The sequence below is a fragment of the Zestomonas carbonaria genome, assembly GCF_904061905.1.
GTDB classification, from domain to species: Bacteria; Pseudomonadota; Gammaproteobacteria; order Pseudomonadales; family Pseudomonadaceae; genus Aquipseudomonas; species Aquipseudomonas carbonaria.
In genome coordinates this window covers 34,829-60,824 of sequence record NZ_CAJFCI010000047.1, presented here as the reverse complement: position 1 = coordinate 60,824, position 25,996 = coordinate 34,829, and the positions used below count along the sequence as shown (strand labels likewise).

Below are 25,996 nucleotides of genomic sequence, written 5' to 3'. Positions count from 1 at the left end.
TCGGGCTACGGTTGCTGATCCGGTAGGGTGGAAAACCGCGAAGCGTTTTCCACCAAGGGCCGGTGGATGAAAAGAGCGTCATCCACCCGAAAAGCGGGGGTCGATCCCCCGTGAATGCCCGCTCGGATGGGTGATGGGCTTCCCCCATCCTGCGTCGGGCTACGGTTGCTGATCCGGTAGGGTGGAAAACCGCGAAGCGTTTTCCACCAAGGGCCGGTGGATGAAAAGAGCGTCATCCACCCGAAAAGCGGGGATTGCTCCCCCGTGAATGCCCGCCCGGATGGGTGACAACCCATCGAATCGCCGCTTCAGGCCTGGCGCAGCCGTGCGAGGTCGCGCAATGGCGGGGCGCCGAACAGGCGGCTGTATTCGCGGCTGAATTGCGAGGGACTTTCGTAGCCGACCCGGTAGCTGGCCGCCGAGGCTTCCAGGCCCTCGGTGATCATCAGCCGCCGCGCTTCCTGCAGGCGCAGTTGCTTCTGGTACTGCAACGGGCTGAGCGCGGTCACCGCCTTGAAGCGATGGTGCAGGGTGGAGGTGCTGAGGTTGACCGAGCGGGCCAGGTCGTCGATGCGCAGCGGCTGGTCGAAGTTCTCGTTCAGCCAGTCGATGGCGCGGGCGATGCGGTGGCTCTGGCTGTCCGCCGCCGCGATCTCGTGGAGGACCCGTCCCTGCGGGCTGTGCAGCAGGCGGTAGAGGATTTCCCGCTGCACCAGCGGCGCGAGCATGGCGATGTCCCGGGGCGTTTCCAGCAGGCTGACCAGGCGGATCAGGGCGTCGAGCAGCGGCGCGTCGAGGCAGGCGACGTACAGCGCCCGGGCCACGCCGGCGCCCGGCACGCCGATGGGCCCGGCGTCGGCGATCAGGCGGGCGATCTGCGCCGGCTCGAAGTCCACCCGCACGCTCAGATAGGGGCGTTCCGGCGAGGCCTCGATCACCTGGCCGGACACCGGCAGGGCCACCGAGGCCACCAGGTAGTTGAGCGGGTCGTAGAAGAAGCGCTCTTCGCCCAGGCGCACCTCCTTGCGGCCCTGGGCGATGGCGCACAGGCTCGGTTTGTAGAGGCCCTGCATGGGCGGGGTCGGCTGGTCGCCACGGATCAATACCAGGCCGGGGATGGCCGATTCATGGATGCCTTCCTCCGGGGTGAGGCGGAGCACCAGGGCGACCAGTTCGGCCAGGCGCTGGGCGAGGACGGCATCGGAAGACGCGGGTTGGGTAATGAGCACGGTCATGGCTGGGCCTCCGGACGACTGCTGGAGCTTAATCAGGCTTTTCAGGCAAGTCTTCTCCGCTCAATGAACGACGCAGGATCAGGCAAGAATTTCCCAGGATCGGGCAAAGGCCGGGTAGTTACTGGGCTGGTTGAAATTAAATGTTACTGGTCGACATTTCTTCGTCATCCGGGGCTTTGATTGCACAAAAGCAGGATCAGGCAAGAATGCAGCAGTAACCGGCTAACGCCCGGGTGGCCATCCCCGTAGCCTCTGGACCCGTAGCGGCGCCTCACGCGCCGACCCCATTCCAGAGGATGAACGCATGAACAAAGTCATTCTGATCACAGGCGCCAGCAGCGGTATCGGCGAAGCCTGCGCCCGCCTGCTGGCGGAGAAAGGCGCCCATCTGCTGGTCGGTGCGCGGCGCACCGAGCGGCTGGAGCGCCTGGTCGAGGACATTCGCAAGGCCGGCGGCACCGCCGAGTTCCGCCGTCTCGACGTGACCAGCCGCGAAGGCACCCAGGCCTTCGTCGATTTCGCCCTGGAGCGCTACGGCCGCATCGACGTGCTGCTCAACAACGCCGGGGTCATGCCGCTGTCCCGGCTCGACGCGCTGAAGGTGGAGGAGTGGGACCGCATGATCGACGTCAACATCCGGGGCGTTCTGCACGGCATCGCCGCCGCGTTGCCGGTCATGCGGAAGCAGCGCAGCGGCCAGTTCATCAACATCGCGTCCATCGGCGCCCGCATCGTGGTACCGACCGGCGCGGTGTATTGCGCGACCAAGTTCGCGGTGCGGGCGATTACCGACGGGCTGCGCCAGGAGGTCGGCGGCGACATCCGCGTGACCCTGGTGTCACCGGGCGTGGTCGAGTCGGAACTGGCCGACAGCATCTCCGATCCACTGGCCCGCGACGCCATGCGCGAGTTCCGCCAGATCGCCCTGAAGCCCGATGCGATCGCCCGCGCCATCGTCTATGCGGTCGAGCAACCGGCGGACGTGGACGTCAGCGAAGTCATCGTGCGTCCCACGGCGAGCCCTTACTGAGTTTCCCGTCATGACTGTTCGGCATCTGACGTTGGTCCATGCCCGTGCCGGGCAGGCCGACGCGCTTGGACGTTGCTTGCAGGACCTGCTGGCGCCCACGCTCCGGCTACCCGGTTGCGTGCGCTTCGAGATAGCCCGGCTCGCGGAGGACCCGCAGTGCTGGCGGATCGAGGGAAGCTGGCGTTCGGCGACCGACCTGCAGGCCTACTTCGCAGATCCGCTGCTGGCGCGGGTGTTCGACAGGGCGCTGGCGGAAGGCTGCCTCGACCGGCTGGATTGCCGTGGCCCATTCTGAAAGGCACGAAGGCCGGCGTCCCGAAGCGGGGCGCCGGCCGTCGTACGTGGGGCGGTTCAGTCGACCAGGGTCAGGGTTACGTCGATATTGCCGCGGGTGGCGTTGGAGTAGGGGCAGACGATGTGTGCCCGGTCTACCAGCACCTTTGCCTGTTCGCGCGGGAGGCCCGGCAGGCTGATGCGCAGCTCCACTTCGATACCGAAGCCGGTGGGGATGGCGCCGATACCGACTACGCCTTCGATGGACGCATCGGCGGGAATCGCCAGTTTGTCCCGGGCGGCGACGAACTTCATGGCGCCGAGGAAGCAGGCCGAGTAACCGGCGGCGAACAGTTGCTCGGGGTTGGTGCCCTCGCCACCGGCGCCACCGAGTTCCTTCGGGGTGGTCAGGGCGACGTCCAGTACGCCGTCCGAGGAGATGGCGCGGCCGTCACGGCCGCCAGTGGCTTCTGCATAGGCGCGGTAAGCGATTTTTTCGATGGACATGGTGGTATTCCTCAATGGCGGTGGGTTCACGCTGGTGTGTATCTGTCAGGGGGCGGTCAGCCCTGGTGGGTCAGCAACCATTCGGGATACAGACCCTTTCCGTCCCGCTGGTTGGTGCGCTGGTCGTCGGCCATGGCCGAGGTGGCCAGGACAAGTGTGGTCGCAATGGCGAAAAGCGTTTTCATGATGGATCTCCACAAGCGATTGGCAAGGTTCGGAGTTGTTCGCAAGAATCTTGTGCGCCAACCAACTCCATGGGGCGAACTCTACGGCTGAATAATTTTGTGCGCAATATATTTGCGCTGTTGTTTTTCTATGGTTTCGAGAGATTTTGGCTATGGGCCAGGACTGGAAGCGCCAGGCCCCGGAATTCCGGGGCCTGGTTGAGGAGGGGAGCCGCTGCCCAGGTAGGGTGCGCCGTGCGCACCGATCCGGGAGCAACGCTCATGTTTCCGGCGAAGATCCCCTGCCGCCCCTGGATAAACGGTGCGCGCGGCGCACCCTACGGGCGGTTCACGGGAGTTGCCGGATCTAGTCCGTGGTGACCTGCGGTTTCGCCGATTTCTTCGGCGCGAAGCGCGCGGCCAGGCGCATCGAGCCGACCACCAGGCGCTGGTAGAAGGCCGGCAGCAGGCGCTGCATGCTGTCCAGCGCCCAGGCGTCGGCGCCGATCAGGATGCGCCGCTTGTTGCGCAGTACGCCGTTGATGATCACCTCGGCCGCCTTGTCCGGCGTGGTGCGCAGCAACTGGTCGTTGAACTGCTGGCGCGCCTGCTCCGGGGCCTGGCCGGTGACGCGCGCGAGGCTGTCGTTCATCCGCGCGGTCTTGGCGATGTTGGTCTTGATCCCGCCCGGATGCACGCAGCTCGCCGACACGCCGCAGTCGGCCATGTCCAGCTCCTGGCGCAGCGACTCGGTGAAGCCACGCACGGCGAACTTGGTGGCGTTGTAGGCGCTCATCCCCGGTTGGGAGAAGATACCGAACACGCTGGAGACGTTGACGATGTGGCCCTGGCCGCTGGCCTTCAGGTGCGGCAGGAAAGCCTTGGTGCCATGCACCACGCCCCAGAAGTTGATGCCCATGATCCATTCGTAGTCGGCGTAGTCGTTGCCTTCGACCGTGCCGCCCTGGGCCACGCCGGCGTTGTTGAAGATCGCGTTGACCCGGCCGTGGTCCTTGATCACCTGCTCGGCCCAGGCGTGCACCGCGTCGCGGTCGGAGACGTCGACCCGCGCCTCGGTGACGGTGACGCCCAGCTTGCGCGCCTGCTCGGCGGTTTCCGCCAGGCCCTCGACGTTCACGTCGGCCAGTGCCAGGTGGCAGCCCTGGCGGGCCAGGCGGTAGGCGAGGGCGCGACCGATGCCGGAGCCGGCTCCGGTGACGGCGGCGACCTTGTTCTCGAACGATTTCATGCAGTGGCCTCCTTGGCGGCGAGGGCGTAGCTCTGGGCGGGATGAACGGCGTTCTGCCGGCTGAAATGGTAGGCCACCGGGTCGAAGTTGCGAGTCAGCATGCGGAAGCGCCAGGTGAAGCCGGGCCACACGGTGCAGTTGCGACCGCTCACCGGGTGCAGGTACCAGCTCATGCAGCCGCCGGCGTTCCACACGGTGCTGCCGAGGCTGCCCTGCAGCTTGGCGTTGAACTTGTCCTGCACTTCGCGCTTGACCTCCAGGCTGCGCAGGCCGCGCTTGTCGAGCAGGTCGAGGGCGCCGAGCACGTAGTGGATCTGCGATTCGATCATGTAGACCATCGAGTTGTGGCCGAGGCCGGTGTTCGGGCCCATCAGGAAGAACAGGTTGGGGAAGCCGGCGGTCAGGGTGCCCTTGTAGGCTTCCGGGCCCTGTGGCCAGGTGTCGAGCAGGTCGACGCCGCCACGGCCGAACACCACGCCGCGCGGCAGCGGGTCGCTGGGGGTGAAGCCGGTGCCGAAGATGATCGCGTCGATCTCGCGCTCCTGGCCGTCGGTGGTGACGATGCTGTTGGCGCGGATTTCCTGGATGCCGTCGGTGATCACGTCGACGTTCGGCTGCACCAGTGCCGGGTAGTAGTCGTTGGAGATCAGGACGCGCTTGCAGCCCATCACGTAGTCCGGGGTGACCTTGGCGCGCAGCACCGGGTCCTTGATGTGCTTGTTGATGTACATCTTGCCGACCTTCTGGGCCAGCTTTAGCAACTGCGGCGCGAAGGCGAAGGCGATCACCCGGCTTTCCAGCATGCCGTAGATCAGCCCGCGCCAGAGCTTCTGGAAGCTCGGGAAGTGGCGGAAGCGAGCGCGCTCCTTCTCGCTGATGGCGCGGTCCGGCTTGGGCATGATCCACGGCGCGGTGCGCTGGTAGAGGTCGAGCCTGGCCACCTGCTTCTGGATCTGCGGAACGAACTGGATCGCCGAGGCGCCGGTGCCGATCACCGCCACGCGCTTGCCGGCCAGGTCGTAGTCGTGGTTCCACTGCTGGGAGTGGAACAGGGTGCCCTTGAAGCTTTCCAGGCCCTTCAGCCTGGGGATCGACGGCGTGGACAGGGCGCCCATGCCGGAGACCACGAACTGCGCGGTGTAGTGGTTGCCCAGGGCGTCGTCGATCTGCCACAGCTCCTGCTGCTCGTCCCACTGGAGGCGGGTGATCTCGGTGTTCAGCAGGGTCTTGTCCTGGAGCCGGTACTTGGCCCAGCACTCTTCCAGGTAGCTCTGGATTTCCGGCTGCTTGGCGAACATCCGCGTCCACTTCGGGTTCGGCTCGAAGGAGAAGGAGTACAGGTGCGATTGCACGTCGCAGCCGCAGCCCGGGTAGTTGTTGACCCGCCAGGTGCCACCGACGCCGCCTTCCTTCTCGAACAGCAGGAAGTCGTTCTCGCCCTGCTGTTTCAGGCGGATGGCCATGCCGAGGCCGGAGAAACCACTGCCGATGACGGCGATCTTGCAATGGCGGGCTGTGCTGCGAGGTGACACTGAAGCGTTCATGGGCCGAGCTCCTGTTATCTTTATTGCTGGCGTATACGGCTGTATACCAATGTAGACATCTGTATACTCCCTGGCAACAGGGGCTCCCACAAGCCAACCTAAGGTAGGGGAAGAATGGATACCGATCGCCAAGACACGCCCGCCGCGCGGGAAAGAAACAGCACCGCGCCCGGCAAGCGCCTGCTGATGGAGGCGGCGTTACGATTGACCTCGACCAGCCGCAGCCTGAGCAGCCTGGGCCTGCGCGAACTGGCGCGCGAGGCGGGGCTGAACCCCAATACCTTCTACCGCCACTTCAAGGACGTGGACGACCTGGGCATGGCGGTGATCCGCGACATCTCCACGCAGTTGCGCCAGCCGCTGCGCGACCTGCGCCGCGAGGCGGCGTTGCGCGCGGAGGGAACGGAGCAGGGCGAGTCGCCCAAGCTGTTCGGCATCGACCTGAGCCGGGGCCGGCGCGTCTGCCACGAGACGGTGCAACTGTTCTTCGACTTCGTCGACAGCCACCCGGAAGCCTTCATCATCGGCGTGCGCGAACTGCACGGCGCTTCGCCGGTGCTGCGCGCGGCGCTGCAGGAGGTGATGGAGGAGTTCGGCGCCGACATGGCAGAGGACATCTTCGAGTTCAAGCTGCTGCCGGCGCTGATGGAGCGTCCGGTGGTCCTGCGCCTCTCGAACCTGATCAGCCGCAACCTGTTCCAATTGTCCCTCGACTACCTCGGCCAGCCGGAGCAGCGCGAGTCGATCCGTACCCTGGCCGAGGAGCAGGTGGTGATGCTGTTCACCGGCGCCAGCGTATTGCAGGGATTGGGGCAGTTGCGGCTGAAGTAGTGGAGTGGTTTGGGTGGTTGGTTTGTCGGGGGCGCATGTTTATTGGGTCCCCGCGAGCGCGGGGATCCAGAAAAGATCGCCGAAACAGGAAATGAAAAAAGACGGCGCCGCCTGGGGATAGCGACGCCGCCAATTGGGTAGCGCAATCGATCAGTTGTTGAAGCCGAGGCGTTGCCGCCAGTCCTTCTCCAGCGCCTTGGTCTCGTGGTCGAAGGGGTGGAAGCCGGGTCGGTAGTAGTCCAGGTACGGCCCGATCAGTCGGGTGAAGAAGCCGTTGCGCGGGCTGAACAGGGTGGTCAGGCCGCGTTTCCAGGCGCGCCAGTTGAACAACTGGCCGTCTTTGCGCAGCAGGTGGATCTGGAACCAGCCGATCACGCCGAGGAAGATCACCGTGGTCAGCATCATGGTGATGACGCGGATGAAGTAGCCGCCGCCGATGGCCTGGTAGGCGTCGTAGCAGACCGCCTTGTGCTCGTTCTCCTCGATGGCATGCCACATCCACAACTGATACATCTTCGGATCGTCGATCTGGGTGGTCAGGTCTTCGCGCTTGAGCAGTTGCTCGGCCATGGTCGCGGTGAAGTGTTCCAGGGCGCAGGTGGCGGCCAGGCACTGCTTCTTGGTGAATATCCTGGTCACCCACTCCAGCAGTACCTTGATGCGCAGTTCCAGGCGCTCGAGGTCGATGCCGTGCTCGGCGGCGTAGTCGTTGTAGGTGGCATGCTCCTTGGAGTGCATGGCCTCCTGGCCGATGAAGGCGCTGATGTCCTTCTTCAGTTGCGGGTCGGTGATGCGGTCGCGGATGGCGCGTACGCTGTCGACGAAGAACTTCTCGCCATAGGGGAACAGCGACGACAGGTTGTTCATGAAGTGGCTCATGAAGGGATCGTCGCTCCACCAGTATTTCTTGGTCTCGGCGAAGCTGAAATCCATGCGGCGTACCGGGAAGCTGGCACTGGGGGCAGGGTTGACGGTAGCAGTGGTCGACATTGCGGAGTCCTCGCTCGATGCGGCAAGCCGGTGCCGCTGTTCTTGTTATGGGCATGACGCGGCGGTTCGATCTCAACCGTGACATCGCTTGATGTAACTATTGAGCAAGGCGGGGATTTGCGCGGCCAACTTTCGGCGGGTTATCGGCGGGGAAGCGGTAACAGATGGGGCGGCCGCTTCAACCACAGGGTGCGCCGCGCGCACCGTTTACTTGGGGCGGACAGGGTGGTTCGCCGGAAATGTGGGTGCTGTCCCTGGGGCGGTGCGCACGGCGCACCCTGCGGGATGAGCTTCCTGGGGGATTCACCGTCGTCCCCGCGAACGCGGGGACCCGGATGGAGCAGGATCAGCGTTCGTCGAGGGAGAAGGCGGTGAGGCTGAAGGTGGGAATGCCGATGTCCTGCAGTTTCTGCGAGCCGCCGAGTTCCGGCAGGTCGATGATCGCTGCGGCCTCGAACACCTTGGCGCCCATGCGCCGGACCAGCTTGGCCGCCGCCAGCAGGGTGCCGCCGGTGGCGATCAGGTCATCGAAGATCAGCACCGAGTCGCCTTCGCACAGGCTGTCGGCGTGCACTTCGAGGAAGGCTTCGCCGTATTCGGTCTGGTAGCCCTCGGCGAGCACTTCGGCGGGCAGCTTGCCTTGCTTGCGGAACAGCACCAGCGGCTTGTTCAACTCGTAGGCGATGATCGAGCCGATCAGGAAGCCACGGGCGTCCATGGCGCCGATGTGGCTGAACTCGGTTTCCACGTAGCGCTGGATGAAGCTGTCGGCGACCAGGCGCAGGGCGCGCGGCGACTGGAACAGCGGGGTGATGTCGCGGAAGATCACGCCGGGCTTGGGGAAATCCGGCACGGGACGGATCAGTGTCTTGATGTCGTATTCGTCGAAGATCATCGTCGGGAGGTCCTGCGGAAAAGCGCTGGTGCGGGGTGCGGGGAAGCGGCGCGGACCCTCGACGGTCCGCGCGGATGGCGTCAGGCCTCGAGGTTGCCGCCAGCGGAGGCGCACAGCTCGATGGGGTCGAGGATGTGGATTTCCTTGCCTTCGGCGCTGATCAGGCCGTTCTGCTGGAAGCGGGTGAACACCCGGGACACGGTTTCCACCGCCAGGCCCAGGTAGTTGCCGATCTCGTTGCGCGACATGGCCAGGCGGAAGTGGTTGGCCGAATAGCCGCGAGCGCGGAAGCGTGCGGACAGGTTGACCAGGAAGGTGGCGATGCGCTCGTCGGCGGTCTTCTTCGACAGCAGCATCATCATCTGCTGGTCGTCGCGGATTTCCCGGCTCATCACCCGCATGAGCTGGCGGCGCAACTGCGGCAGCCCGGCGGACAGCTCGTCGAGGCGCTCGAAGGGAATCTCGCAGACCGAGGTGGTCTCCAGCGCCTGGGCCGACACCGGGTAGAACTCACCGTCCATGCCGGACAGGCCGACCAGTTCGCTGGGCAGGTGGAAGCCGGTCAGTTGCTCCACGCCGTCGTCGCTGAGGCTGAAGGTCTTCAGGGTACCGGAGCGCACGGCGAACACCGAATCGAAGGGGTCGCCCTGGCGGAACAGGAACTCTCCTTTCTTCAGCGGCCGCCCGCGCTTGACGATCTCATCGAGGGCGTCCATGTCCTCGAGGTTGAGCGAGAGCGGCAGGCACAGACTGGCCAGGCTGCAATCCTTGCAGTTCACCTGGGGCAAGGTGCGAACCTTGATGATTTCGGACATGAGGAGGGGTTCCCTGGAAGAAACACGGACTGGCCGTAAGGTTACTCCAGGGGAATAGGGACTGCCACCTTGGAGGTAGCGGCCAATGGCCGCGCCCCCGGTATCCGATAGTCGTAGTCCGTGCGCCGGCGGTCAGATCACCCGTGAGAAGCGCAGGTTCTCCAGTGGGTTCAGGTAGCGGTCGAACAGCATGCCCACGGCGCGGACCAGCAGGCGGCCAGCGGGCAGCACGCGGATCGAGCGATCGTTCAGATCGATCAGGCCATCGTTGGCCATTTGCTGCAGGCCCGGCCAGATATCAGCGAAGTAATCTCGGAAATCCAGGTCGTGGCGTGCCTCGATGGTGTCGAAGTCGACCCCGTAGTGGCACATCAGGCTGTGGATCACTTCGGCGCGGACGTCGTCGTCCGGGCTGCTGTGCAGGCCCCGGCAGGTGGCGAGCTGGCCGCTGTCCAGGCTGTTCTGGTACTGGGCGATGTCGCTGCTGTTCTGGCTGTAGAGCGAGCCGACGTGGCTGATGGCGGAAACGCCCAGGCCGATCAGGTCGCAGTGGCCGTGGGTGGTGTAGCCCTGGAAGTTGCGTTGCAGGCGGCCGTCTTCCTGGGCGATGGCCAGGTCGTCGTCGGGCAGGGCGAAGTGGTCCATGCCTATGTGGCGGTAGCCGGCGCGCTCCAGTTGCTCGATGGTGGTGTGCAGCATGGCCAGCTTGGCCGCCGGCGAGGGCAGGTCCTGGCTGTTGATGCGCCGCTGCGGCATGAAGCGATCCGGCAGGTGGGCGTAGTTGAACACCGACAGGCGGCTGGGTTGCAGGGCGATGACCTCGTCGACGGTGCGGGCGAAGCTTTCCGGGGTCTGCTTGGGCAGGCCGTAGATCAGGTCGATGTTCACCGAACGGTATTGCAGGGTGTGCGCCGCATCGATGATGGCGCGGGTTTCCTCCAGGGTTTGCAGGCGGTTGACCGCGCGCTGCACTTCCGGGTCGAGGTCCTGTACGCCCAGGCTGATACGGTTGAAGCCGAGTTCGCGGAGCAGGCCCATGGTCGCCCAGTCGGCTTCGCGCGGGTCGATCTCGATGCTGTAGTCGGCGTTGTCGTTGTCCATCAGGTTGAAGTTGCGGCGCAGCTCGGTCATCAACTGGCGCAACTGGGCGTGATCGAGGAAGGTCGGGGTGCCGCCACCGAAGTGCAGTTGTTCGACCACCTGGTCGTGGTCGACATGGCGGCTGATGATCTCGATCTCGTGGATCAGCCGTTGCAGGTAGGGCGCGCTGCGGCTGCGGTCCTTGGTGATCACCTTGTTGCAGGCGCAGTAGTAGCAGATGTTGGCGCAGAACGGGATGTGCACGTAGAGCGACAGCGAGCGTTCGGCCTTGCGACTGTCGCGCAGCGCCTGGAACAGCTCGAACGGGCCGACCCCAGGGTGGAACTGCATGGCGGTGGGGTAGGAGGTGTAGCGTGGGCCGGGCAGATCGTAGCGGCGGATCAGGTCGGTGTCCCACTGGATGGTGTCGAGCATGGCGGTGCTCCGCTTATTCGTAATACGTGCACGCAGTCTATGGGGTGGGGCAGGGATGGATGTTGATCTGGGGCAAGAGATGGGAAGCCGATGAAAGCGCTGGAGGCTGGAAGGTAGGACGGAAGGCGCTCGTTTTCGCAAGGGTTGTGGCCCGACCGTCATCCCCGCGAACGCGGGGACCCAATAGACAAAGCCTGTCAGTGCCCCATCAGCCAGGCCTGGTGCGGGCCGGGGAGGGTCCACAGGCCGAAGAGGATCACCAGCAGGCCGCCGGCCATGCGCACGCCGCGCTGGCGCAGCAGGGCGGTGAGGCGTTCGGCGGTGAGGCCGGTGGCGATCAGCACCGGCCAGGTGCCGAGGCCGAAGGCGAACATCAGCAGGGCGCTGTGCAGCGCGTCGCCCTGGCTGGCGGCCCACAGCAGGGTGCTGTAGACCAGCCCGCAGGGCAGCCAGCCCCACAGCGCGCCGAGCAGCAGGGCGCGTGGCAGGGTGGCGACCGGCAGCAGGCGGCTGGCGACCGGCTGGATATGCCGCCACAAACCGCGCCCGAGCGCTTCGATACGGGTCAGGCCGCTCCACCAGCCGGCCAGGTACAGGCCCATGGCGATCAGCAGCAGCGCGGCGACCACCCGCAGCGCCATCGCCGCCGGGCTGCTGGCCACGGCCCAGCCGGCCAGGCCGATGAGCAGGCCGGCGGTGGTGTAGCTGAGGATGCGCCCGAGGTTGTAGGCCAGCAGCAGGCGCAGGCGGCGGTTGCGTTGTTCGGCGGGAATGGCCAGGGTCAGCGCGCCCATCAGCCCGCCGCACATCCCCAGGCAGTGGCCGCCGCCGAGCAGGCCGAGGATCAGTGCGGAAACCAGCAGCGGCGCCAGTTCAAGCACGCGGTGGTTCCTGGTCGTTGTCGTCCTTGGCTTCGTCGACGCCGGCCTGGTGCTGCGGGTCTTCGTCGTCGAACAGGATGCTGTGGGCTGGGCCGTCTAGGTCGTCGTACTGGCCACTGTCCACCGCCCAGAAGAACACGTAGATGGCCACCGCGACGATGAGCAGGGCGACGGGGATTAGGACGTAGAGGGCGGGCATGGCAGGATCTCGAACTTCGAACGGGTAGGATGCGCCGTGTGCGCCGAAACGAAAAGAGCCGAAAAGAGCGCTGGAGGCTGGATGGCTGGACGAAAAAGCGGCCCGCTTTCGTACCCATCATCCCCGCGAACGCGGGGATCCAATAAACAAAGCGAAAGCAACAAACGCTGTCCAGCGCCTTCAGCCTCCAGCCTTCAGAATCTCGTCAACCTGAGCGCATTGAGCACCACCGCCAGCGAGCTGACGGACATGCCGACCGCCGCCCCGGCCGGGGTGATCCAGCCGAGGGCGGCGAAGGGCAGTACCAGGCCATTGTACAGCCCCGCCCAGAGCAGGTTCTCGATAATGATCCGCCGGGTGCGGCGGGCCAGGGCGAAGGCCGAGCTCAGCGCTTCCAGGCGGTTGGAGAGCAGTACCGCGTCGGCGCTGGTCTTCGCCAGGTCGGTGGCCGAGCCCATGGCCACGCTGATGTCGGCGGCGGCCAGCACCGGCACGTCGTTGACCCCGTCGCCGAGCATCAGCACCTTGCGGCCCTGTTCGCGCAGCCGCTGGAGGATCGCCAGTTTGTCGTCCGGGCGCAGGCCGCCGCGCGCTTCGTCGATGTCCAGTTCGGCGGCGACGCTGGCGACCATCGGCGAGCTGTCGCCGGACAGCAGCAGGGTGTGCCAGCCGCGTGCCTTGCAGGCGGCCAGCAATTGCGCCGCGTCGCTGCGCAAGCGGTCGTCGAGCACCAGCCAGGCCAGCGGCCCCTCCGTGTCGCCGAGCAGCAACCATTGGCCCGCTTCGTCGGGCATTTCCGGCGCCAGCCGGCTGCTTAGTTCGGCGACGAACCCCGGCTGGCCGATCCGCAGGCGGCGGCCTTCGACCACGCCTTCCAGGCCCAGCCCGGGCGTGGCGGCGACGTCCTCCGCGGCCTGTGGCGCCTGGCCGAAGGCGCGGGCGATGGGGTGTTCGGAGCGGTTCTCCAGGGCGGCGGCCAGGGCCAGGCAGGTGTCGGCGTCGACGGTGCCCAGCGGGCGGATTTCGCGCAGGGTCAGCTTGCCTTCGGTGAGGGTGCCGGTCTTGTCGAAGATCACCGTGTCGATCTGGTTGAGACCTTCCAGCACGTGGCCACGGGTCAGCAGCAAGCCGAGCTTGTGCAGGGTGCCGGTGGCGGCGGTGAGGGCGGTCGGCGTGGCCAGCGACAGCGCGCAGGGGCAGGTGGCGACCAGCATGGCGAGGACCACCCAGAACGCCCGGCTGGCGTCCAGTTGCCACCAGACCAGGCCGATGACGGCGGCGGCCAGCAGCGAGAACAGCAGGAACCACTGCGCGGCGCGATCGGCCAGCTCGGCCAGGCGCGGCTTCTCCGACTGGGCGCGCTCCAGCAGGCGGACGATGGCCGACAGCCGGGTGTCCTGGCCGAGCGCCTGGACTTCGACGGTCAGCGGTCCCTCGACATTGAGGGTGCCTGCGGTGACCGCGTCGCCGACGCCGCGCGGCTGCGGCAGGTATTCGCCGGTGAGCAGCGATTCGTCGACGCTGGACTGGCCGTCGAGGATGCGCCCGTCGGCCGGCAGCACCGCGCCGGGCATGACCTGCACGCGGTCGCCGAGGCGCAGTTCGCTGAGCAGGATGCGTTCGCCATGGCCCTCGGCGTCCAGGCGCAGGCAGGAGGCCGGCAGCAGGTTGACCAGTTGCGCGGTGGCCGCCGCCGTGCGTTCGCGGGCGCGGCGTTCCAGGTAGCGGCCGGTGAGCAGGAACAGGGCGAACATGCCGACGGCGTCGAAGTACAGCTCGCCCTGGCCGGTGATCGCGGTCCAGATGCCCGCCACGTAGGCGCCGCCGATAGCCAGCGACACCGAGACGTCCATGGTCAGGTGGCGGGTGCGCAGGTCGCGCAGGGCGCCCCGGAAGAACGGCGCGCAGCTATAGAAGACGATCGGCGTGGTGAGGAACATCGCCACCCAACGCATGATCTGGTGCAGCTCGGGGCTGAGGTCGATGTTGAATTCCGGCCAGGTGGCCATGGTCGCCATCATCGCCTGGAACCACAGCAGCCCGGCGACCCCGAGCTGGCGCAGGGCGCGGCGGTTCTCGGTGGCGAGCTGTTCGGCGGCGCGATCCGGCTGGTAGGGATGGGCGGCGTAGCCGATCTTGCGCAGCGAGGCGAGCAGTTGGCTGAGCGGCAACTGGCTGTCGGTCCAGCGCACGTGCAGGCGGTGGTTGGACAGGTTGAGGCGCGCTTCGGCGATGCCCGGCAGGTGCTTGAGGTGGTGTTCGATCAGCCAGCCACAGGCGGCGCAGCTCACGCCTTCCACCAGCAGGGTGGCTTCGGCCAGTTCATCCTGGTGGTGGACGAAGGGCTTCTGCACCTCGGGGCGGTCGTACAGCGCCAGTTCGTCGCTCAGTTGCTGGGGCAGCGCCTGCGGGTTGGCGGAGGGTTCGCTGCGGTGCCGGTAGTAGCTTTCCAGACCGCCGGCGACGATGGCTTCGGCCACCGCCTGGCAGCCGGGGCAGCAGAACTCGCGGGATTCGCCGAGCACGGATGCGCGAAAGCGGCCGCCGGAGGGCACCGGCAGGCCGCAGTGGTAGCAGGGCTGGGGCGCGCTGGCGGCAGCGCTGCGGGAAACGGCGACGCCGTCGGCCGTGCTCATTGGCCCAGGTCTTCGGCTCCCGGAATGGCTTCGTCGCCGAGCATCAGGACGCCGCCGGGGGCGATGTTCTCTTCCTCGAACAGGCGCCAGGTGTGGCCCTCCTGTTCGCCGAGCAGTTCGACGAAGCGGCGGCCCTCGATCACTTCCGGCAACTGGCCGATGTAGCGATCCGGCTCGCTGACGCTGCGGGTCAGGCGGATATGGCGGTCCTTCTCCGGTTGGGTGGGGGAGAACAGGCTGAGTTCGAGATGCTCGGGCAGGCTGGCGCCGCTGAGGCGCAGGCTGAGTTCGCCGGTCAGTTCGTCGACGTGCGCCTGGGCACGGATCTTCAGGTCGCGGGCCAGGCGCTCGCGGTCCAGGGAGCGGTTGATGCCCTTGCCGGCCTCGTAGTAGTTGTCGTTGACCAGGGTGTCCTGGTTGTCGACGGCGATGCGGATCAGGTTGATGCTGAGCACCACCGAGGTGGACAGCATGCCGATGATGATCCAGGGCCAGACGTTCTTGTACCAGCGGGTGGTGTGTTGCGGTTGAGCGGACATGCTGTTCTCTCGATGAGTACGGGCGCGGGGGAGCCGCGCCCGGCCATTCTACCGGACGCGCGGGCCGATGAAGCGGGTCTTCGCTTCGACCTGGATATCCGGGTCGTCGGTGCTTTGCAGGGTGAAGACTACTTCGTTGGTGGTCGAGGGCAGGTTCTCCGGGGCGACCGAGAGCTGTGCCGGCAGGGTGAGGATCTCGCCGGCGGCCACCTGGATCTCGCGCTTGCCGCCGAGCTGGATGTCTTCCAGGCCGCGCGCGCTGATCACGTAGGTGTGGTCGTGCTGGTCCTTGTTCATGATCTTCAGGCTGTAGACGTTCTCGATCCGTCCCTGGCTGTCCTCGCGGAACAGGACGCGGTCCTTGCTGACGTCGAAGCCGACCAGCGGGCGCAGCACCACGGCGGTGACCAGTGCGCCGATGATCAGCAGCAGGGCGAAGGCGTAGCCGATCAGGCGCGGGCGCAGCAGGTGGGTCTTCTGGCCGGACAGGTTGTGCTCGGTGGTGTAGCTGATCAGCCCGCGCGGGTAGCCCATCTTGTCCATGATGCTGTCGCAGGCGTCGATACAGGCGGCGCAGCCGATGCATTCGATCTGCAGGCCGTCGCGGATGTCGATGCCGGTGGGGCAGACCTGTACGCACATGGTGCAGTCGATGCAGTCGCCCAGGCCTTCGGTCTTGTAGTCGGCGTTCTTCTTGCGCGGCCCACGGCGTTCGCCACGGCGCGGGTCGTAGGAGACGATCAGGGTGTCCTTGTCGAACATCACGCTCTGGAAGCGCGCGTAGGGGCACATGTAGATGCACACCTGTTCGCGCAGCCAGCCGGCGTTGCCGTAGGTGGCGAGGGTGAAGAAGGCGACCCAGAAATAGGCCCAGCCGCTGGCCTCGCCGGTGAACAGTTCGACCACCAGGTCGCGGATCGGCGAGAAGTAGCCGACGAAGGTCAGCCCGGTGACGAAGCCGATGAGAATCCACAGGCTGTGCTTGGCCAGCTTGCGCAGGAGCTTGTTGGCGCTCATCGGCGCCTTGTCGAGCTTCATGCGCTGGTTGCGGTCACCTTCGGTGATTTTCTCGCACCACATGAAGATCCATGTCCACACGCTCTGTGGACAGGTGTAGCCGCACCACACGCGGCCGGCGAACACGGTGATGAAGAACAGGCCGAAGGCGCAGGTGATCAGCGCGCCGGAGAGCAGGATGAAGTCCTGCGGCCAGAAGGTGGCGCCGAAGATGAAGAACTTGCGTTCCGGCAGGTTCCACCACACGGCCTGGTGGCCGTCCCAACTGAGCCAGACGGTGCCGAAGTAGATCAGGAACAGCAGGGCTCCGCCGAAGCGTCGCAGGTTGCGATAGAAGCCGGTGAAGGCACGGGTGTAGATCTTTTCCCGGGAGGCATAGAGGTCGACGCCACCTGCCGCGGCCTTGGCCTGCGGGGTCACGTCTTGAACCGGAATTTGCTTGTTCATCATGCGTACCACGGCTGTGGGGAATGCCCCGGTCAGTGCGTGCCGACAGAGGTCAGGTCTTCGGATTATACGCTGGATGTGCTTGCTAGACGCTGCGACGGGTCGTCGCGCTGGGGTTCCGCCCGGCTCCGATGCTGCGGAGCCGGGGGAGGGGAGAGCTTACTCTGCGGCGGATTCGCCGTGGGACAGGCTGTAGACGTAGGCGGCCAGCAGGTGGACCTTGTCGTTGCCTTGCAGCTCGGCCTGGGCCGGCATGACGCCGGTGCGGCCGTAGCGAATGGTCTGTTGCAGTTGCGCGAAGCTGGTGCCGTAGATGAAGGCGGACGGCTGGGTCAGGTCGGGCGCGCCGAGGGCGGCCATGCCTTTGCCTTCGGGACCGTGGCAGGCGGAGCAGGTGGTGGAGAAGATCTGCTTGCCGGCCTCGACGTCCGCTTCCGCGCCTTCCGGCAGCTTGCGGCCATGCAGTTGGGTGGTGACGAAGGCGGCGACGTTGCGAACGCCCTGGTCGCCGATCACCGGGCCCTGGGGCGGCATCATGCCGTGGCGGCCTTCCATGATGGTGGTCTTGATGGTTTCCGCTTCGCCGCCCCAGCGCCAGACGTCGTCGGTCAGGTTCGGGAAGCCGTAGGCGCCCCGGGCGTCCGAGCCGTGGCAGATCGAGCAGTTGGAGGCGAACAGACGGCCACCCATTTTCAGGGCTTGCGGGTCCTTGGCCACTTCCTCGATGGGCATGGCGGCGAACTTGGCGAAGATCGGCCCGAACTTGGCGTCGGCCTTGGCCATTTCCTTTTCCCACTCGTGTACGCCGGTCCAGCCCGACGAGCCGGTGGAGAACTCCTGCTTGGTCTCGTTGTTCAGGTAGCCGTAGCCCGGCAGGACGCCTTTCCAGTTACCGAGGCCCGGGTAGAGCGCCAGGTAGCCGAGGGCGAAGACGATGGTGGCGATGAACAGCATGAACCACCACTTCGGCAGCGGATTGTCGTATTCCTCGATGCCATCGAAGGCGTGGCCGACGGTTTCGTCGGTGGCCTCGGCGCGCTGACCGCGGCGGGTGGAAAACAGCAGCCAGGTCAGGGCGAAGATCGTGCCCAGGGTGAGTACGGTGACGTACAGACTCCAGAAGAGGGTCATTCTTTGTTACTCCTAGAAGCTTGCTCTTGCTCGACGTGCTTGATGGCTTCGGGATCATCCGCGAACGGCAGCAGGGTGGCTTCGTCGAAGTCCTTCTTGCGCCTGGAACTGAATGCCCAGAGCGCCAGGCCGATGAAGGCGATGAAAATGACGAGGGTGCCAAGTCCGCGAATAGTCCCGATATCCATCACAGTCACCGTTTGCTCTTGATGATGGTGCCAAGGCCCTGCAGGTACGCGACGAGGGCATCCATTTCGGTCTTGCCCTTGACGGCATCGCGTGCGCCGGCAATGTCTTCATCGGTGTACGGCACGCCCAGGGCGCGCAGTGCTTCCATCTTCTGGGCGGTGTGCTTGCCGTCCAGCTTGTTCTCCACCAGCCACGGGTAGGCCGGCATCACCGACTCGGGCACCACGTTGCGGGGGTTGTACAGGTGGGCACGGTGCCACTCGTCCGAGTAGCGACCGCCGACGCGGGCCAGGTCCGGACCGGTACGCTTGGAGCCCCACAGGAACGGGTGGTCCCAGACGCTCTCGCCGGCTACCGAGTAGTGGCCGTAGCGCTCGGTCTCGGCGCGGAACGGACGGATCATCTGCGAGTGGCAGCCGACGCAGCCTTCCTTGATGTAGATGTCGCGGCCTTCCAGTTCCAGCGCGGTACGCGGCTGCATGCCTTCGACCGGCTTGTTGGTGACGTCCTGGAAGAACAGCGGAACGATCTGGGTCAGGCCGCCGATGCTGACGGCGATGACCATGAAGAAGGCCAGCAGGCCGATATTCTTCTCGACTACTTCGTGGTTCATCAATGGGCTCCTACTGCGGGAATCACGGCAGCGGCGTCAGCGTCGGCCGGCTTGGATGCGCGCACGGTGCGCCAGGTGTTGTAGGCCATCAGGAACATGCCGCTGGCGAAGAAGGCGCCACCGATGGCACGGACGACGAAGCCGGGCTGGCTGGCGACCAGGGCTTCGACGAAGGAGTAGGTCAGGGTGCCGTCTTCGTTGATCGCACGCCACATCAGGCCCTGGGTGATGCCGTTGACCCACATCGAGGCGATGTAGAGCACGGTGCCGATGGTGGCGAGCCAGAAGTGAGCGTTGATCAGGCCGACGCTGTGCATCTGGGTGCGGCCGTAGACGCGCGGGATCAGGTGGTAGAGCGAGCCGATGGACACCATCGCCACCCAGCCGAGGGCGCCGGCGTGCACGTGGCCGATGGTCCAGTCGGTGTAGTGGGAGAGGGCGTTGACGGTCTTGATGGCCATCATCGGGCCTTCGAAGGTGGACATGCCGTAGAAGGCCAGGGAGACCACCAGGAAGCGCAGGATCGGGTCGGTGCGCAGCTTATGCCAGGCGCCCGACAGGGTCATCATGCCGTTGATCATGCCTCCCCAGCTCGGCGCCAGGAGGATCACCGACATCACCATGCCCAGCGACTGCGCCCAGTCCGGCAGGGCGGTGTAGTGCAGGTGGTGCGGGCCGGCCCAGATGTACAGGGTGATCAGCGCCCAGAAGTGGACGATGGACAGGCGATAGGAGTAGATCGGGCGCTCGGCCTGCTTCGGTACGAAGTAGTACATCATGCCGAGGAAGCCGGTGGTCAGGAAGAAGCCCACGGCGTTGTGGCCGTACCACCACTGGATCATCGCGTCGGTAGCGCCGGAGTACAGCGAGTAGGACTTCCAGAAGGTGACAGGGATTTCCATGTTGTTGACGATGTGCAGCATCGCGGTCACGACGATGAAGGCGCCGTAGAACCAGTTGCCCACGTAGATGTGCTTGGTCTTGCGCTTGACGATGGTGCCGAAGAACACCAGCAGGTAGCTGACCCAGACCACGGTGATCAGCAGGTCGATCGGCCATTCCAGCTCAGCGTACTCCTTGGAGGAGGTATAGCCCAGCGGCAGGGTGATGCCCGCAGCGACGATCACTGCCTGCCAGCCCCAGAAGGTGAAGGCGGCGAGGTTGTCGGAGATCAGGCGGGCCTGGCAGGTGCGCTGTACCACGTAGTAGGAAGTTGCGAACAGAGCACAGCCACCGAAGGCGAAGATCACCAGGTTGGTATGCAGGGGGCGCAGACGTCCAAAGCTCGTCCAGGGCAGACCGAAGTTCAGTTCGGGGAAGACCAGTTGCGAGGCAATGAAGACGCCCATGCCCATGCCAAGGATCCCCCAGACCACCGTCATGATGGCGAACTGGCGGACCACCTTATAGTTATAAGCAGTCGGACTGATTGCTGTGCTCATTCTAAGGTTCCACGGTTTGGGTGTTTTTTCGGGGTAAAAAATCGGCGGCAAGTATGGAGAAAGCAGGTATCCATTGCAACGCCGAAACCCGTAACCACAAGGCTTCCAGGCATCTGAAACAAGATATTTCAACCCGTGGGCAAAGGCTTTCCACAATTCAGGCACGGCCTGTACGTCGCGTGGGAAGTGCGGTTGCCACGGGGGCACACTTCGCCAAGGTTAGTCCATGCGAATTGTCCGGCCATGTTGTTGGTCGGCGGAGGGTGCGACACTCGGTCGCATGAAGGTGTCGCGGAGGGAGGAGGCCACCTTGAGGTGACCCGGAGGAGGGAGGGGCGGTAGTCGCAGGGTGGGCCGGGCGGCGTTCCGCCTGGCCCACCCTGCGGCTGTGTGCGGCGGCGCTACTGCGCGGGGCTTTCCTCCACTTGCCGCGACAGGCTGTACACGTAGGCGGCGAGGACATGCACCTTGTCGTTGCCCAGGTACTGCTCCTGGGCCGGCATCTGGCCGTTGCGGCCGTGGCGCACGGTCTGCTGCAACTGCGCCAGGCTGGAGCCGTAGATCCAGCCACTCGGCTGGGTCAGGTCCGGGGCGCCGAGGGCGGCCATGCCCTTGCCTTCGGGGCCGTGGCAGGCGACGCAGGTGGTCTGGTACACCTGCTGGCCTTCGTCCAGGTCGGCGCCGTGGTCGGCCGGCAGCGGCAGGCCGGCCAGGGTGCCGCGCACATAGGCGGCGACGTTCTTCACGCCGGCTTCGCCGACCACTTCGCCCCAGCCCGGCATCATGCCCTGGCGGCCGTGCAGGATGCTGGTCTTGATGGTTTCCGGCTCGCCGCCCCAGCGCCAGTTGGCGTCGGTCAGGTTGGGGAAGCCCTGGGCGCCCTTGGCGTCGGAGCCGTGGCAGATCGAGCAGTAGGTGGCGAACAGCCGGTTGCCGATCTTCAGCGCCTGCTCGTCCTGGGCCAGTTCCTCGATGGGCGTGGCGGCCAGGCGGGCGAACAGCGGGCCGTAGGCTTTTTCGGCGGCATCCACTTCGCGTTGCCATTCCTTGGTCTGCGTCCAGCCGTCATAGCCGGGGAGAACGCCTTTCCAGTTGCCCAGGCCCGGGTAGAGCAGCAGGTAGCCGGCGGCGAAGACGATGGTCCCGATGAACAGCAGGAACCACCATTTCGGCAGCGGATTGTCGTATTCCTCGATGCCATCGAAGGCATGGCCCATGGTCTTGTTGCCGCCATCGGCGGACTCGCCCCGGCGGGTGGCGAAGATCAGCCACAGCAGGGCGACCAGGCTGCCGATGGTCAGCAGGGTGATGTACCAGCTCCAGAATGAAGTCATGTGATCAGGCTCCACGAATCCTGTCGGTCCCCGGCCTCATGGGCCGGGGCTCTGTTATCTCTTGCTCTTGATGGCGGTGCCGAGGCTCTGCAGGTACGCGACCAGGGCATCCATCTCGGTCTTGCCGGCGACGGCTTCGCGCGCGCCGGCGATGTCCTCGTCGCTGTAGGGCACGCCCAGACTCCGCATGGCCTGCAACTTGGCCGCGGTGTGCTTGCCGTCCAGCTTGTTCTGCACCAGCCAGGGATAGGCGGGCATCACCGACTCGGGCACCACGTTGCGCGGGTTGTACAGGTGGGCGCGGTGCCACTCGTCCGAGTAGCGGGCGCCGACGCGGGCCAGGTCCGGACCGGTGCGCTTGGAGCCCCACAGGAACGGGTGGTCCCAGACGCTCTCGCCAGCCACCGAGTAGTGGCCGTAGCGTTCGGTTTCGGCACGGAACGGACGGATCATCTGCGAGTGGCAGCCGACGCAGCCTTCCTTGATGTAGATGTCGCGGCCTTCCAGCTCCAGCGCGGTGTAGGGCTTCATGCCTTCCACCGGCTTGTTGGCGACGTCCTGGAAGAACAGCGGAACGATCTGGGTCAGGCCGCCGATGCTCACCGCCAGCACCATGCACAGCAGCAACAGGCCGACGTTCTTTTCGAGTACTTCATGCTTGCTCATCGCGACTCTCCTCAGGCCATCTGCGCGGCGGCGGTGACGGCTGCCGGTTGTGCGGAGCGCACGGTGCGCCAGGTGTTCCAGGCCATCAGGAACATGCCGCTGAGGAAGATCGCCCCACCGATCAACCGCACGACGTATCCGGGCTGGCTGGCGACCAGCGTTTCGACGAAGGAGTAGGTGAGCGTGCCGTCGGAGTTGACCGCCCGCCACATCAGGCCCTGGGCGATGCCGTTGACCCACATCGAGGCGATGTAGAGCACGGTGCCGATGGTGGCGAGCCAGAAGTGGGCGTTGATCAGGCCGACGCTGTACATGCCATCGCGGCCGTAGAGTTTCGGGATCATGTGGTACAGCGAGCCGATGGACACCATCGCCACCCAGCCGAGGGCGCCGGCGTGCACGTGGCCGATGGTCCAGTCGGTGTAGTGGGAGAGGGCGTTGACGGTCTTGATGGCCATCATCGGGCCTTCGAAAGTGGACATGCCGTAGAAGGCCAGGGACACCACCAGGAAGCGCAGGATCGGGTCGCTGCGCAACTTATGCCAGGCACCCGACAAGGTCATCATGCCGTTGATCATGCCGCCCCAGGAGGGTGCGAGGAGCACCAGCGACATCACCATGCCGAGGCTCTGGGCCCAGTCCGGCAGGGCGGTGTAGTGCAGGTGGTGTGGACCGGCCCAGATGTACACGCCGATCAGCGCCCAGAAGTGGACGATGGACAGGCGGTAGGAATACACCGGGCGCTCGGCCTGCTTGGGCACGAAGTAGTACATCATCCCCAGGAAGCCGGCGGTCAGGAAGAAGCCCACCGCGTTGTGGCCGTACCACCACTGGATCATCGCGTCGGTGGCGCCGGAGTACAGCGAGTAGGACTTGGTCAGGGTGACCGGGATTTCCAGGTTGTTGACGATGTGCAGGATCGCCACGGTGACGATGAAGGCGCCGAAGAACCAGTTGCCTACGTAGATGTGCTTGGTCTTGCGCTGCATCAGGGTGCCGAAGAACACCACCGCGTAGGCGACCCACACCACGGTGATCAGCAGGTCGATCGGCCATTCCAGCTCGGCGTATTCTTTCGAGCTGGTGAGGCCCAGCGGCAGGGTCACCGCCGCCAGCAGGATCACCAGTTGCCAGCCCCAGAAGGTGAAGGCGGCCAGGCGCGGCGCGAACAGGCGGGCCTGGCAGGTGCGCTGCACGGTGTAGTAAGAGGTGGCAAACAGCGCGCAACCGCCGAAAGCGAAGATCACCGCATTGGTGTGCAGCGGGCGCAGTCGGCCGAAGCTGGTCCACGGTAGATCGAAGTTGAGTTCCGGCCAGACCAGTTGTGCGGCGATCAGGACTCCCATCCCCATCCCGACTATCCCCCAGACCACGGTCATGAGGGCAAACTGGCGGACCACCTTGTAGTTGTAGGCGGTACTGGTTGCTGTGGTCATGTGCGTTGGCTTCCGTCCACGGTTCATCATTTGATTTTTATGCACTCGAGTGCGAGGCAAGCATGTCCAACCCCCCCTTCCGAAATATTGATCTGGATCAAGTCCACCCCGGCCCGGACGGCCTGCTGTGGCAACACGCCGCAGGCAAGCCGCGGGCGAGCCTGGTCCTCGCCCATGGCGCCGGAGCGCCGATGGACAGCGACTTCATGCAGGGCGTGGCCGAGCGCCTGGCGGTGCGGGGCGTGACAGTGGTGCGCTTCGAGTTCGCCTACATGGCCGCGCGCCGGGAGGACGGACGCAAGCGGCCGCCGAACCCGCAGGCGCAGTTGCTGGCGCAGTGGCGCGAGGTGCATGCGCGGGTGCGCGAACGGGTGGAAGGGCCACTGGCCATCGGCGGCAAGTCCATGGGCGGGCGGATGGCCAGCCTGCTGGCCGATGAGCTGGCGGTGGATGCGCTGGTATGCCTGGGCTATCCGTTCCACGCCGCCGGCAAGCTGGACAAGCCACGGGTGGCGCACCTGGCCGATCTGAAAACGCCAACCCTGATCGTGCAGGGCGAGCGCGACGCGCTGGGCAACCGCCAGACCGTCGAGGGCTATCGGCTGTCGAGTGCGATCGAACTGTGCTGGCTGCCGGCCGCCGACCACGACCTCAAGCCGCTCAAGGCTTCAGGTTTCACCCATGAGCAGCATCTGGACAGCGCGGCGGATGCGGTGGCGGGGTTTCTCAGGGGGTGAGGGGCGGAGGTTAGGGCGAGCGAAGATGCTCAGCTCCCTCCACCACCCTCATCAGCCTGCCGGTAGGATGGTGGGCTGAAGCCCACCCTACGGGTTCCTAGCGGTTGAACCGCTCCACCAGCGCCGACTGGCTGTATGCCGTGGCGGTCAGTTCCTTGCTCAGTTGCGCGGTGTTCTGCGCCTCGCCAGCGGTCTGGTCGGCCAACTGGGCGATGTTGGTGATGTTGCGGTTGATCTCGTCGGCCACCGAGCTCTGCTCCTCGGCGGCGGCGGCGATCTGGTTGGCCATGTCGGTGATGTTGGCCACCGCGTCGCTGATCCCGGCCAGGGCCTGGTCGGCCTGCTGCACGCGCTCGACGCCTTCGTCGGCCTGGCGGCGGCCGATCTCCATGGTCATCACCGCTTCCTCGGCGGTGCGCTGCAGCTTGGCGATCAACTGGTGGATCTGTTCGGTGGACTCGGCGGTACGCTGCGCCAGCGAGCGCACTTCGTCGGCCACCACCGCGAAGCCACGGCCCATCTCGCCGGCTCGGGCAGCCTCGATGGCGGCGTTGAGCGCCAGCAGGTTGGTCTGGTCGGCGATGCCCTTGATCACGTCGACCACGCCGCCGATCTCGTTGCTGTCCTGGGCCAGGCGGGTGACGGTTTCCCCGGTCTCGCCCACAGCCACCGACAGGCGCTGGATCGCCTCGCGGGTTTCCTCGGCGATCGAGCGGCCTTCGCCGGTCAGCCGGTTGGCTTCCTGGGTGGCGATGGCGGTGCGTGCGACGTTGCTGGCCACTTCCAGGGTGGTGGCGGCCATCTCGTTGATGGCGGTGGCCACCTGCTCGGTTTCGGCGCGCTGGCGGTCCAGGCCGCTGGAGCTGTTCTGCGCCAGCGAGTCGGCCTGGTGGGCCTGGCGGGTCAGGTGTTCGGCGGTGTCCTGCAACCGGGTCAGGCAGGTCTTCAGGCGGGCTTCCTGGCTGAGCATGGCCATTTCCAGGCGCGCTTCGGCGCCACGGCTGTCGGTGTACATCTGCGCGATCAGCGGGTCCGAGGTGGTCTGTTCGGCGATGCGCAGCAGGCGACGCACGCCGCGTGCCTGCCAGGCCAGGCCGAGCATGCCGAGCGGCACCGAGAGCAGGGCGGCGACCAGGAAGCCCCAGGTGCTGCCCATGAAGTGGCCGATCAGGAAACCGATCTGGCTGATCAGGATGAACGGCAGCCAGGCCTGGATCACCGGCAGCCAGCGGTCGCTGAGCGGAATCGCCGCGCGGCCGGCGTTGATCCGCTGGTACAGCGCTTCGGCCCGGCTCACCTGCTCGGCGGTGGGCTTGATGCGCACCGACTCGTAGCCGACCACCTGGCCGTTTTCCAGCATCGGGGTAACGTAGGCGTTGACCCAGTAGTAGTCGCCGTTCTTGCAGCGGTTCTTGACGATGCCCATCCACGGCCGGCCCTTCTTCAGGGTGGTCCACATGTGGGAGAACACCGCCGACGGCACGTCCGGGTGACGGACGATGTTGTGCGGAGCGCGAATCAGCTCATCGCGGTTGAAGCCACTGATCTCGACGAAGGCATCGTTGCAGTAGGTGATCTGTCCCTTGAGGTCGGTGGTGGAGATCAGCCGCTGCTGGGTGGGGAAGGTGCGTTCGCGTTGGGTGACGGGCTGGTTGTTGCGCATGGGGACTTGTCCAGGAGG

Annotated in this window: 26 protein-coding genes; 4 read left to right on the top strand and 22 right to left on the bottom strand. The window is 65.7% G+C overall.

Annotated elements, in window-relative coordinates:
• Positions 1-308 precede the first annotated feature (308 nt).
• On the bottom strand, positions 309-1,235 hold the full coding sequence (locus PSEWESI4_RS12435) for an AraC family transcriptional regulator (RefSeq protein ID WP_187671514.1): 927 nt from the start codon (positions 1,233-1,235) through the stop codon (positions 309-311).
• Between the two features lie 304 nt (positions 1,236-1,539).
• On the opposite strand from PSEWESI4_RS12435, the gene PSEWESI4_RS12430 reads away from it, so the two are divergent.
• Together PSEWESI4_RS12430 and PSEWESI4_RS12425 are read left to right on the top strand one after the other, a co-directional pair.
• Positions 1,540-2,265 (top strand): SDR family oxidoreductase, encoded by a 726-nt coding sequence (locus PSEWESI4_RS12430; protein WP_187671513.1) that lies wholly within the window; start codon positions 1,540-1,542, stop codon positions 2,263-2,265.
• Between the two features lie 10 nt (positions 2,266-2,275).
• Positions 2,276-2,560: a putative quinol monooxygenase gene (locus PSEWESI4_RS12425; RefSeq protein WP_187671512.1), complete on the top strand. Its 285-nt coding sequence runs from the start codon at positions 2,276-2,278 to the stop codon at positions 2,558-2,560.
• Between the two features lie 56 nt (positions 2,561-2,616).
• On the opposite strand, the gene PSEWESI4_RS12420 is transcribed toward PSEWESI4_RS12425, so the two are convergent.
• The 4 genes from PSEWESI4_RS12420 to PSEWESI4_RS12410 all read right to left on the bottom strand — a co-directional run bounded on the left by PSEWESI4_RS12420 (position 2,617) and on the right by PSEWESI4_RS12410 (position 6,002).
• Complete coding sequence (locus PSEWESI4_RS12420) at positions 2,617-3,045, bottom strand: organic hydroperoxide resistance protein (RefSeq protein ID WP_187671511.1); 429 nt, start codon at positions 3,043-3,045, stop codon at positions 2,617-2,619.
• 56 nt (positions 3,046-3,101) lie between these two features.
• On the bottom strand, positions 3,102-3,230 hold the full coding sequence (locus PSEWESI4_RS25285) for a hypothetical protein (RefSeq protein WP_268960777.1): 129 nt from the start codon (positions 3,228-3,230) through the stop codon (positions 3,102-3,104).
• Between the two features lie 346 nt (positions 3,231-3,576).
• Positions 3,577-4,458 (bottom strand): SDR family NAD(P)-dependent oxidoreductase, encoded by an 882-nt coding sequence (locus PSEWESI4_RS12415; protein ID WP_187671510.1) that lies wholly within the window; start codon positions 4,456-4,458, stop codon positions 3,577-3,579.
• Complete coding sequence (locus PSEWESI4_RS12410; RefSeq protein WP_187671509.1) at positions 4,455-6,002, bottom strand: flavin-containing monooxygenase; 1,548 nt, start codon at positions 6,000-6,002, stop codon at positions 4,455-4,457. The genes PSEWESI4_RS12415 and PSEWESI4_RS12410 overlap by 4 nt, the downstream gene beginning before the upstream one ends.
• Positions 6,003-6,116: 114 nt before the next feature.
• Between PSEWESI4_RS12410 and PSEWESI4_RS12405 the strand changes: the two genes are divergently transcribed.
• Complete coding sequence (locus PSEWESI4_RS12405; RefSeq protein ID WP_187671508.1) at positions 6,117-6,833, top strand: TetR family transcriptional regulator; 717 nt, start codon at positions 6,117-6,119, stop codon at positions 6,831-6,833.
• A 150-nt stretch (positions 6,834-6,983) separates the two neighbouring features.
• Here PSEWESI4_RS12405 and PSEWESI4_RS12400 read toward each other — a convergent pair whose 3' ends face one another.
• The 16 genes from PSEWESI4_RS12400 to ccoN (PSEWESI4_RS12325) all read right to left on the bottom strand — a co-directional run bounded on the left by PSEWESI4_RS12400 (position 6,984) and on the right by ccoN (PSEWESI4_RS12325) (position 23,578).
• Positions 6,984-7,823, bottom strand: coding sequence for a metal-dependent hydrolase (locus PSEWESI4_RS12400; protein ID WP_187671507.1), 840 nt, complete (start codon positions 7,821-7,823; stop codon positions 6,984-6,986).
• A gap of 346 nt (positions 7,824-8,169) precedes the next feature.
• Positions 8,170-8,718 carry an adenine phosphoribosyltransferase gene (locus tag PSEWESI4_RS12395; RefSeq protein ID WP_187671506.1) on the bottom strand — a complete coding sequence of 183 codons (549 nt, stop codon included), beginning with the start codon at positions 8,716-8,718 and terminating at the stop codon, positions 8,170-8,172.
• Positions 8,719-8,798: 80 nt separating this feature from the next.
• Positions 8,799-9,533 (bottom strand): fumarate/nitrate reduction transcriptional regulator Fnr, encoded by a 735-nt coding sequence (fnr, locus tag PSEWESI4_RS12390; RefSeq protein ID WP_187671505.1) that lies wholly within the window; start codon positions 9,531-9,533, stop codon positions 8,799-8,801.
• A 132-nt stretch (positions 9,534-9,665) separates the two neighbouring features.
• Complete coding sequence (hemN, locus tag PSEWESI4_RS12385; protein WP_187671504.1) at positions 9,666-11,048, bottom strand: oxygen-independent coproporphyrinogen III oxidase; 1,383 nt, start codon at positions 11,046-11,048, stop codon at positions 9,666-9,668.
• A 197-nt stretch (positions 11,049-11,245) separates the two neighbouring features.
• The gene (locus PSEWESI4_RS12380; protein WP_187671503.1) at positions 11,246-11,929 is read right to left on the bottom strand and encodes a sulfite exporter TauE/SafE family protein; all 684 of its coding nucleotides are present in this window, start codon (positions 11,927-11,929) and stop codon (positions 11,246-11,248) included.
• The gene (ccoS, locus tag PSEWESI4_RS12375) at positions 11,922-12,128 is read right to left on the bottom strand and encodes a cbb3-type cytochrome oxidase assembly protein CcoS (RefSeq protein ID WP_187671502.1); all 207 of its coding nucleotides are present in this window, start codon (positions 12,126-12,128) and stop codon (positions 11,922-11,924) included. The genes PSEWESI4_RS12380 and ccoS overlap by 8 nt, the downstream gene beginning before the upstream one ends.
• A gap of 194 nt (positions 12,129-12,322) precedes the next feature.
• A complete protein-coding gene (locus PSEWESI4_RS12370; protein WP_187671501.1) occupies positions 12,323-14,764 on the bottom strand; it encodes a heavy metal translocating P-type ATPase in 2,442 nt (813 codons plus the stop codon).
• Positions 14,761-15,303 (bottom strand): FixH family protein, encoded by a 543-nt coding sequence (locus PSEWESI4_RS12365; protein WP_187671500.1) that lies wholly within the window; start codon positions 15,301-15,303, stop codon positions 14,761-14,763. Before PSEWESI4_RS12365 ends, PSEWESI4_RS12370 begins: the two co-directional genes overlap by 4 nt.
• Positions 15,304-15,351: 48 nt before the next feature.
• Entirely contained in the window at positions 15,352-16,767 is a 1,416-nt protein-coding gene (gene ccoG / locus PSEWESI4_RS12360) for a cytochrome c oxidase accessory protein CcoG (RefSeq protein WP_187671499.1), read from the bottom strand.
• A 159-nt stretch (positions 16,768-16,926) separates the two neighbouring features.
• Positions 16,927-17,898, bottom strand: a complete 972-nt coding sequence (ccoP, locus tag PSEWESI4_RS12355) for a cytochrome-c oxidase, cbb3-type subunit III (protein WP_187671498.1) — start codon at positions 17,896-17,898, stop codon at positions 16,927-16,929.
• Positions 17,895-18,086, bottom strand: coding sequence for a cbb3-type cytochrome oxidase subunit 3 (locus PSEWESI4_RS12350; protein ID WP_187671518.1), 192 nt, complete (start codon positions 18,084-18,086; stop codon positions 17,895-17,897). Before PSEWESI4_RS12350 ends, ccoP (PSEWESI4_RS12355) begins: the two co-directional genes overlap by 4 nt.
• Before the next feature lie 5 nt (positions 18,087-18,091).
• Positions 18,092-18,703: a cytochrome-c oxidase, cbb3-type subunit II gene (gene ccoO / locus PSEWESI4_RS12345; protein ID WP_456243214.1), complete on the bottom strand. Its 612-nt coding sequence runs from the start codon at positions 18,701-18,703 to the stop codon at positions 18,092-18,094.
• Positions 18,700-20,142: a cytochrome-c oxidase, cbb3-type subunit I gene (gene ccoN, locus PSEWESI4_RS12340; protein WP_187671496.1), complete on the bottom strand. Its 1,443-nt coding sequence runs from the start codon at positions 20,140-20,142 to the stop codon at positions 18,700-18,702. Before ccoN (PSEWESI4_RS12340) ends, ccoO (PSEWESI4_RS12345) begins: the two co-directional genes overlap by 4 nt.
• A gap of 401 nt (positions 20,143-20,543) precedes the next feature.
• Positions 20,544-21,476: a cytochrome-c oxidase, cbb3-type subunit III gene (ccoP, locus tag PSEWESI4_RS12335; protein WP_187671495.1), complete on the bottom strand. Its 933-nt coding sequence runs from the start codon at positions 21,474-21,476 to the stop codon at positions 20,544-20,546.
• Between the two features lie 54 nt (positions 21,477-21,530).
• Positions 21,531-22,142, bottom strand: coding sequence for a cytochrome-c oxidase, cbb3-type subunit II (ccoO, locus tag PSEWESI4_RS12330; protein WP_187671494.1), 612 nt, complete (start codon positions 22,140-22,142; stop codon positions 21,531-21,533).
• 11 nt (positions 22,143-22,153) lie between these two features.
• The gene (gene ccoN, locus PSEWESI4_RS12325; RefSeq protein WP_187671493.1) at positions 22,154-23,578 is read right to left on the bottom strand and encodes a cytochrome-c oxidase, cbb3-type subunit I; all 1,425 of its coding nucleotides are present in this window, start codon (positions 23,576-23,578) and stop codon (positions 22,154-22,156) included.
• A 62-nt stretch (positions 23,579-23,640) separates the two neighbouring features.
• Between ccoN (PSEWESI4_RS12325) and PSEWESI4_RS12320 the strand changes: the two genes are divergently transcribed.
• Positions 23,641-24,315, top strand: a complete 675-nt coding sequence (locus PSEWESI4_RS12320; protein ID WP_235978926.1) for an alpha/beta family hydrolase — start codon at positions 23,641-23,643, stop codon at positions 24,313-24,315.
• 97 nt (positions 24,316-24,412) lie between these two features.
• On the opposite strand, the gene PSEWESI4_RS12315 is transcribed toward PSEWESI4_RS12320, so the two are convergent.
• Positions 24,413-25,978 carry a methyl-accepting chemotaxis protein gene (locus PSEWESI4_RS12315; protein WP_187671492.1) on the bottom strand — a complete coding sequence of 522 codons (1,566 nt, stop codon included), beginning with the start codon at positions 25,976-25,978 and terminating at the stop codon, positions 24,413-24,415.
• Between the last annotated feature and the right edge of the window lie 18 nt (positions 25,979-25,996).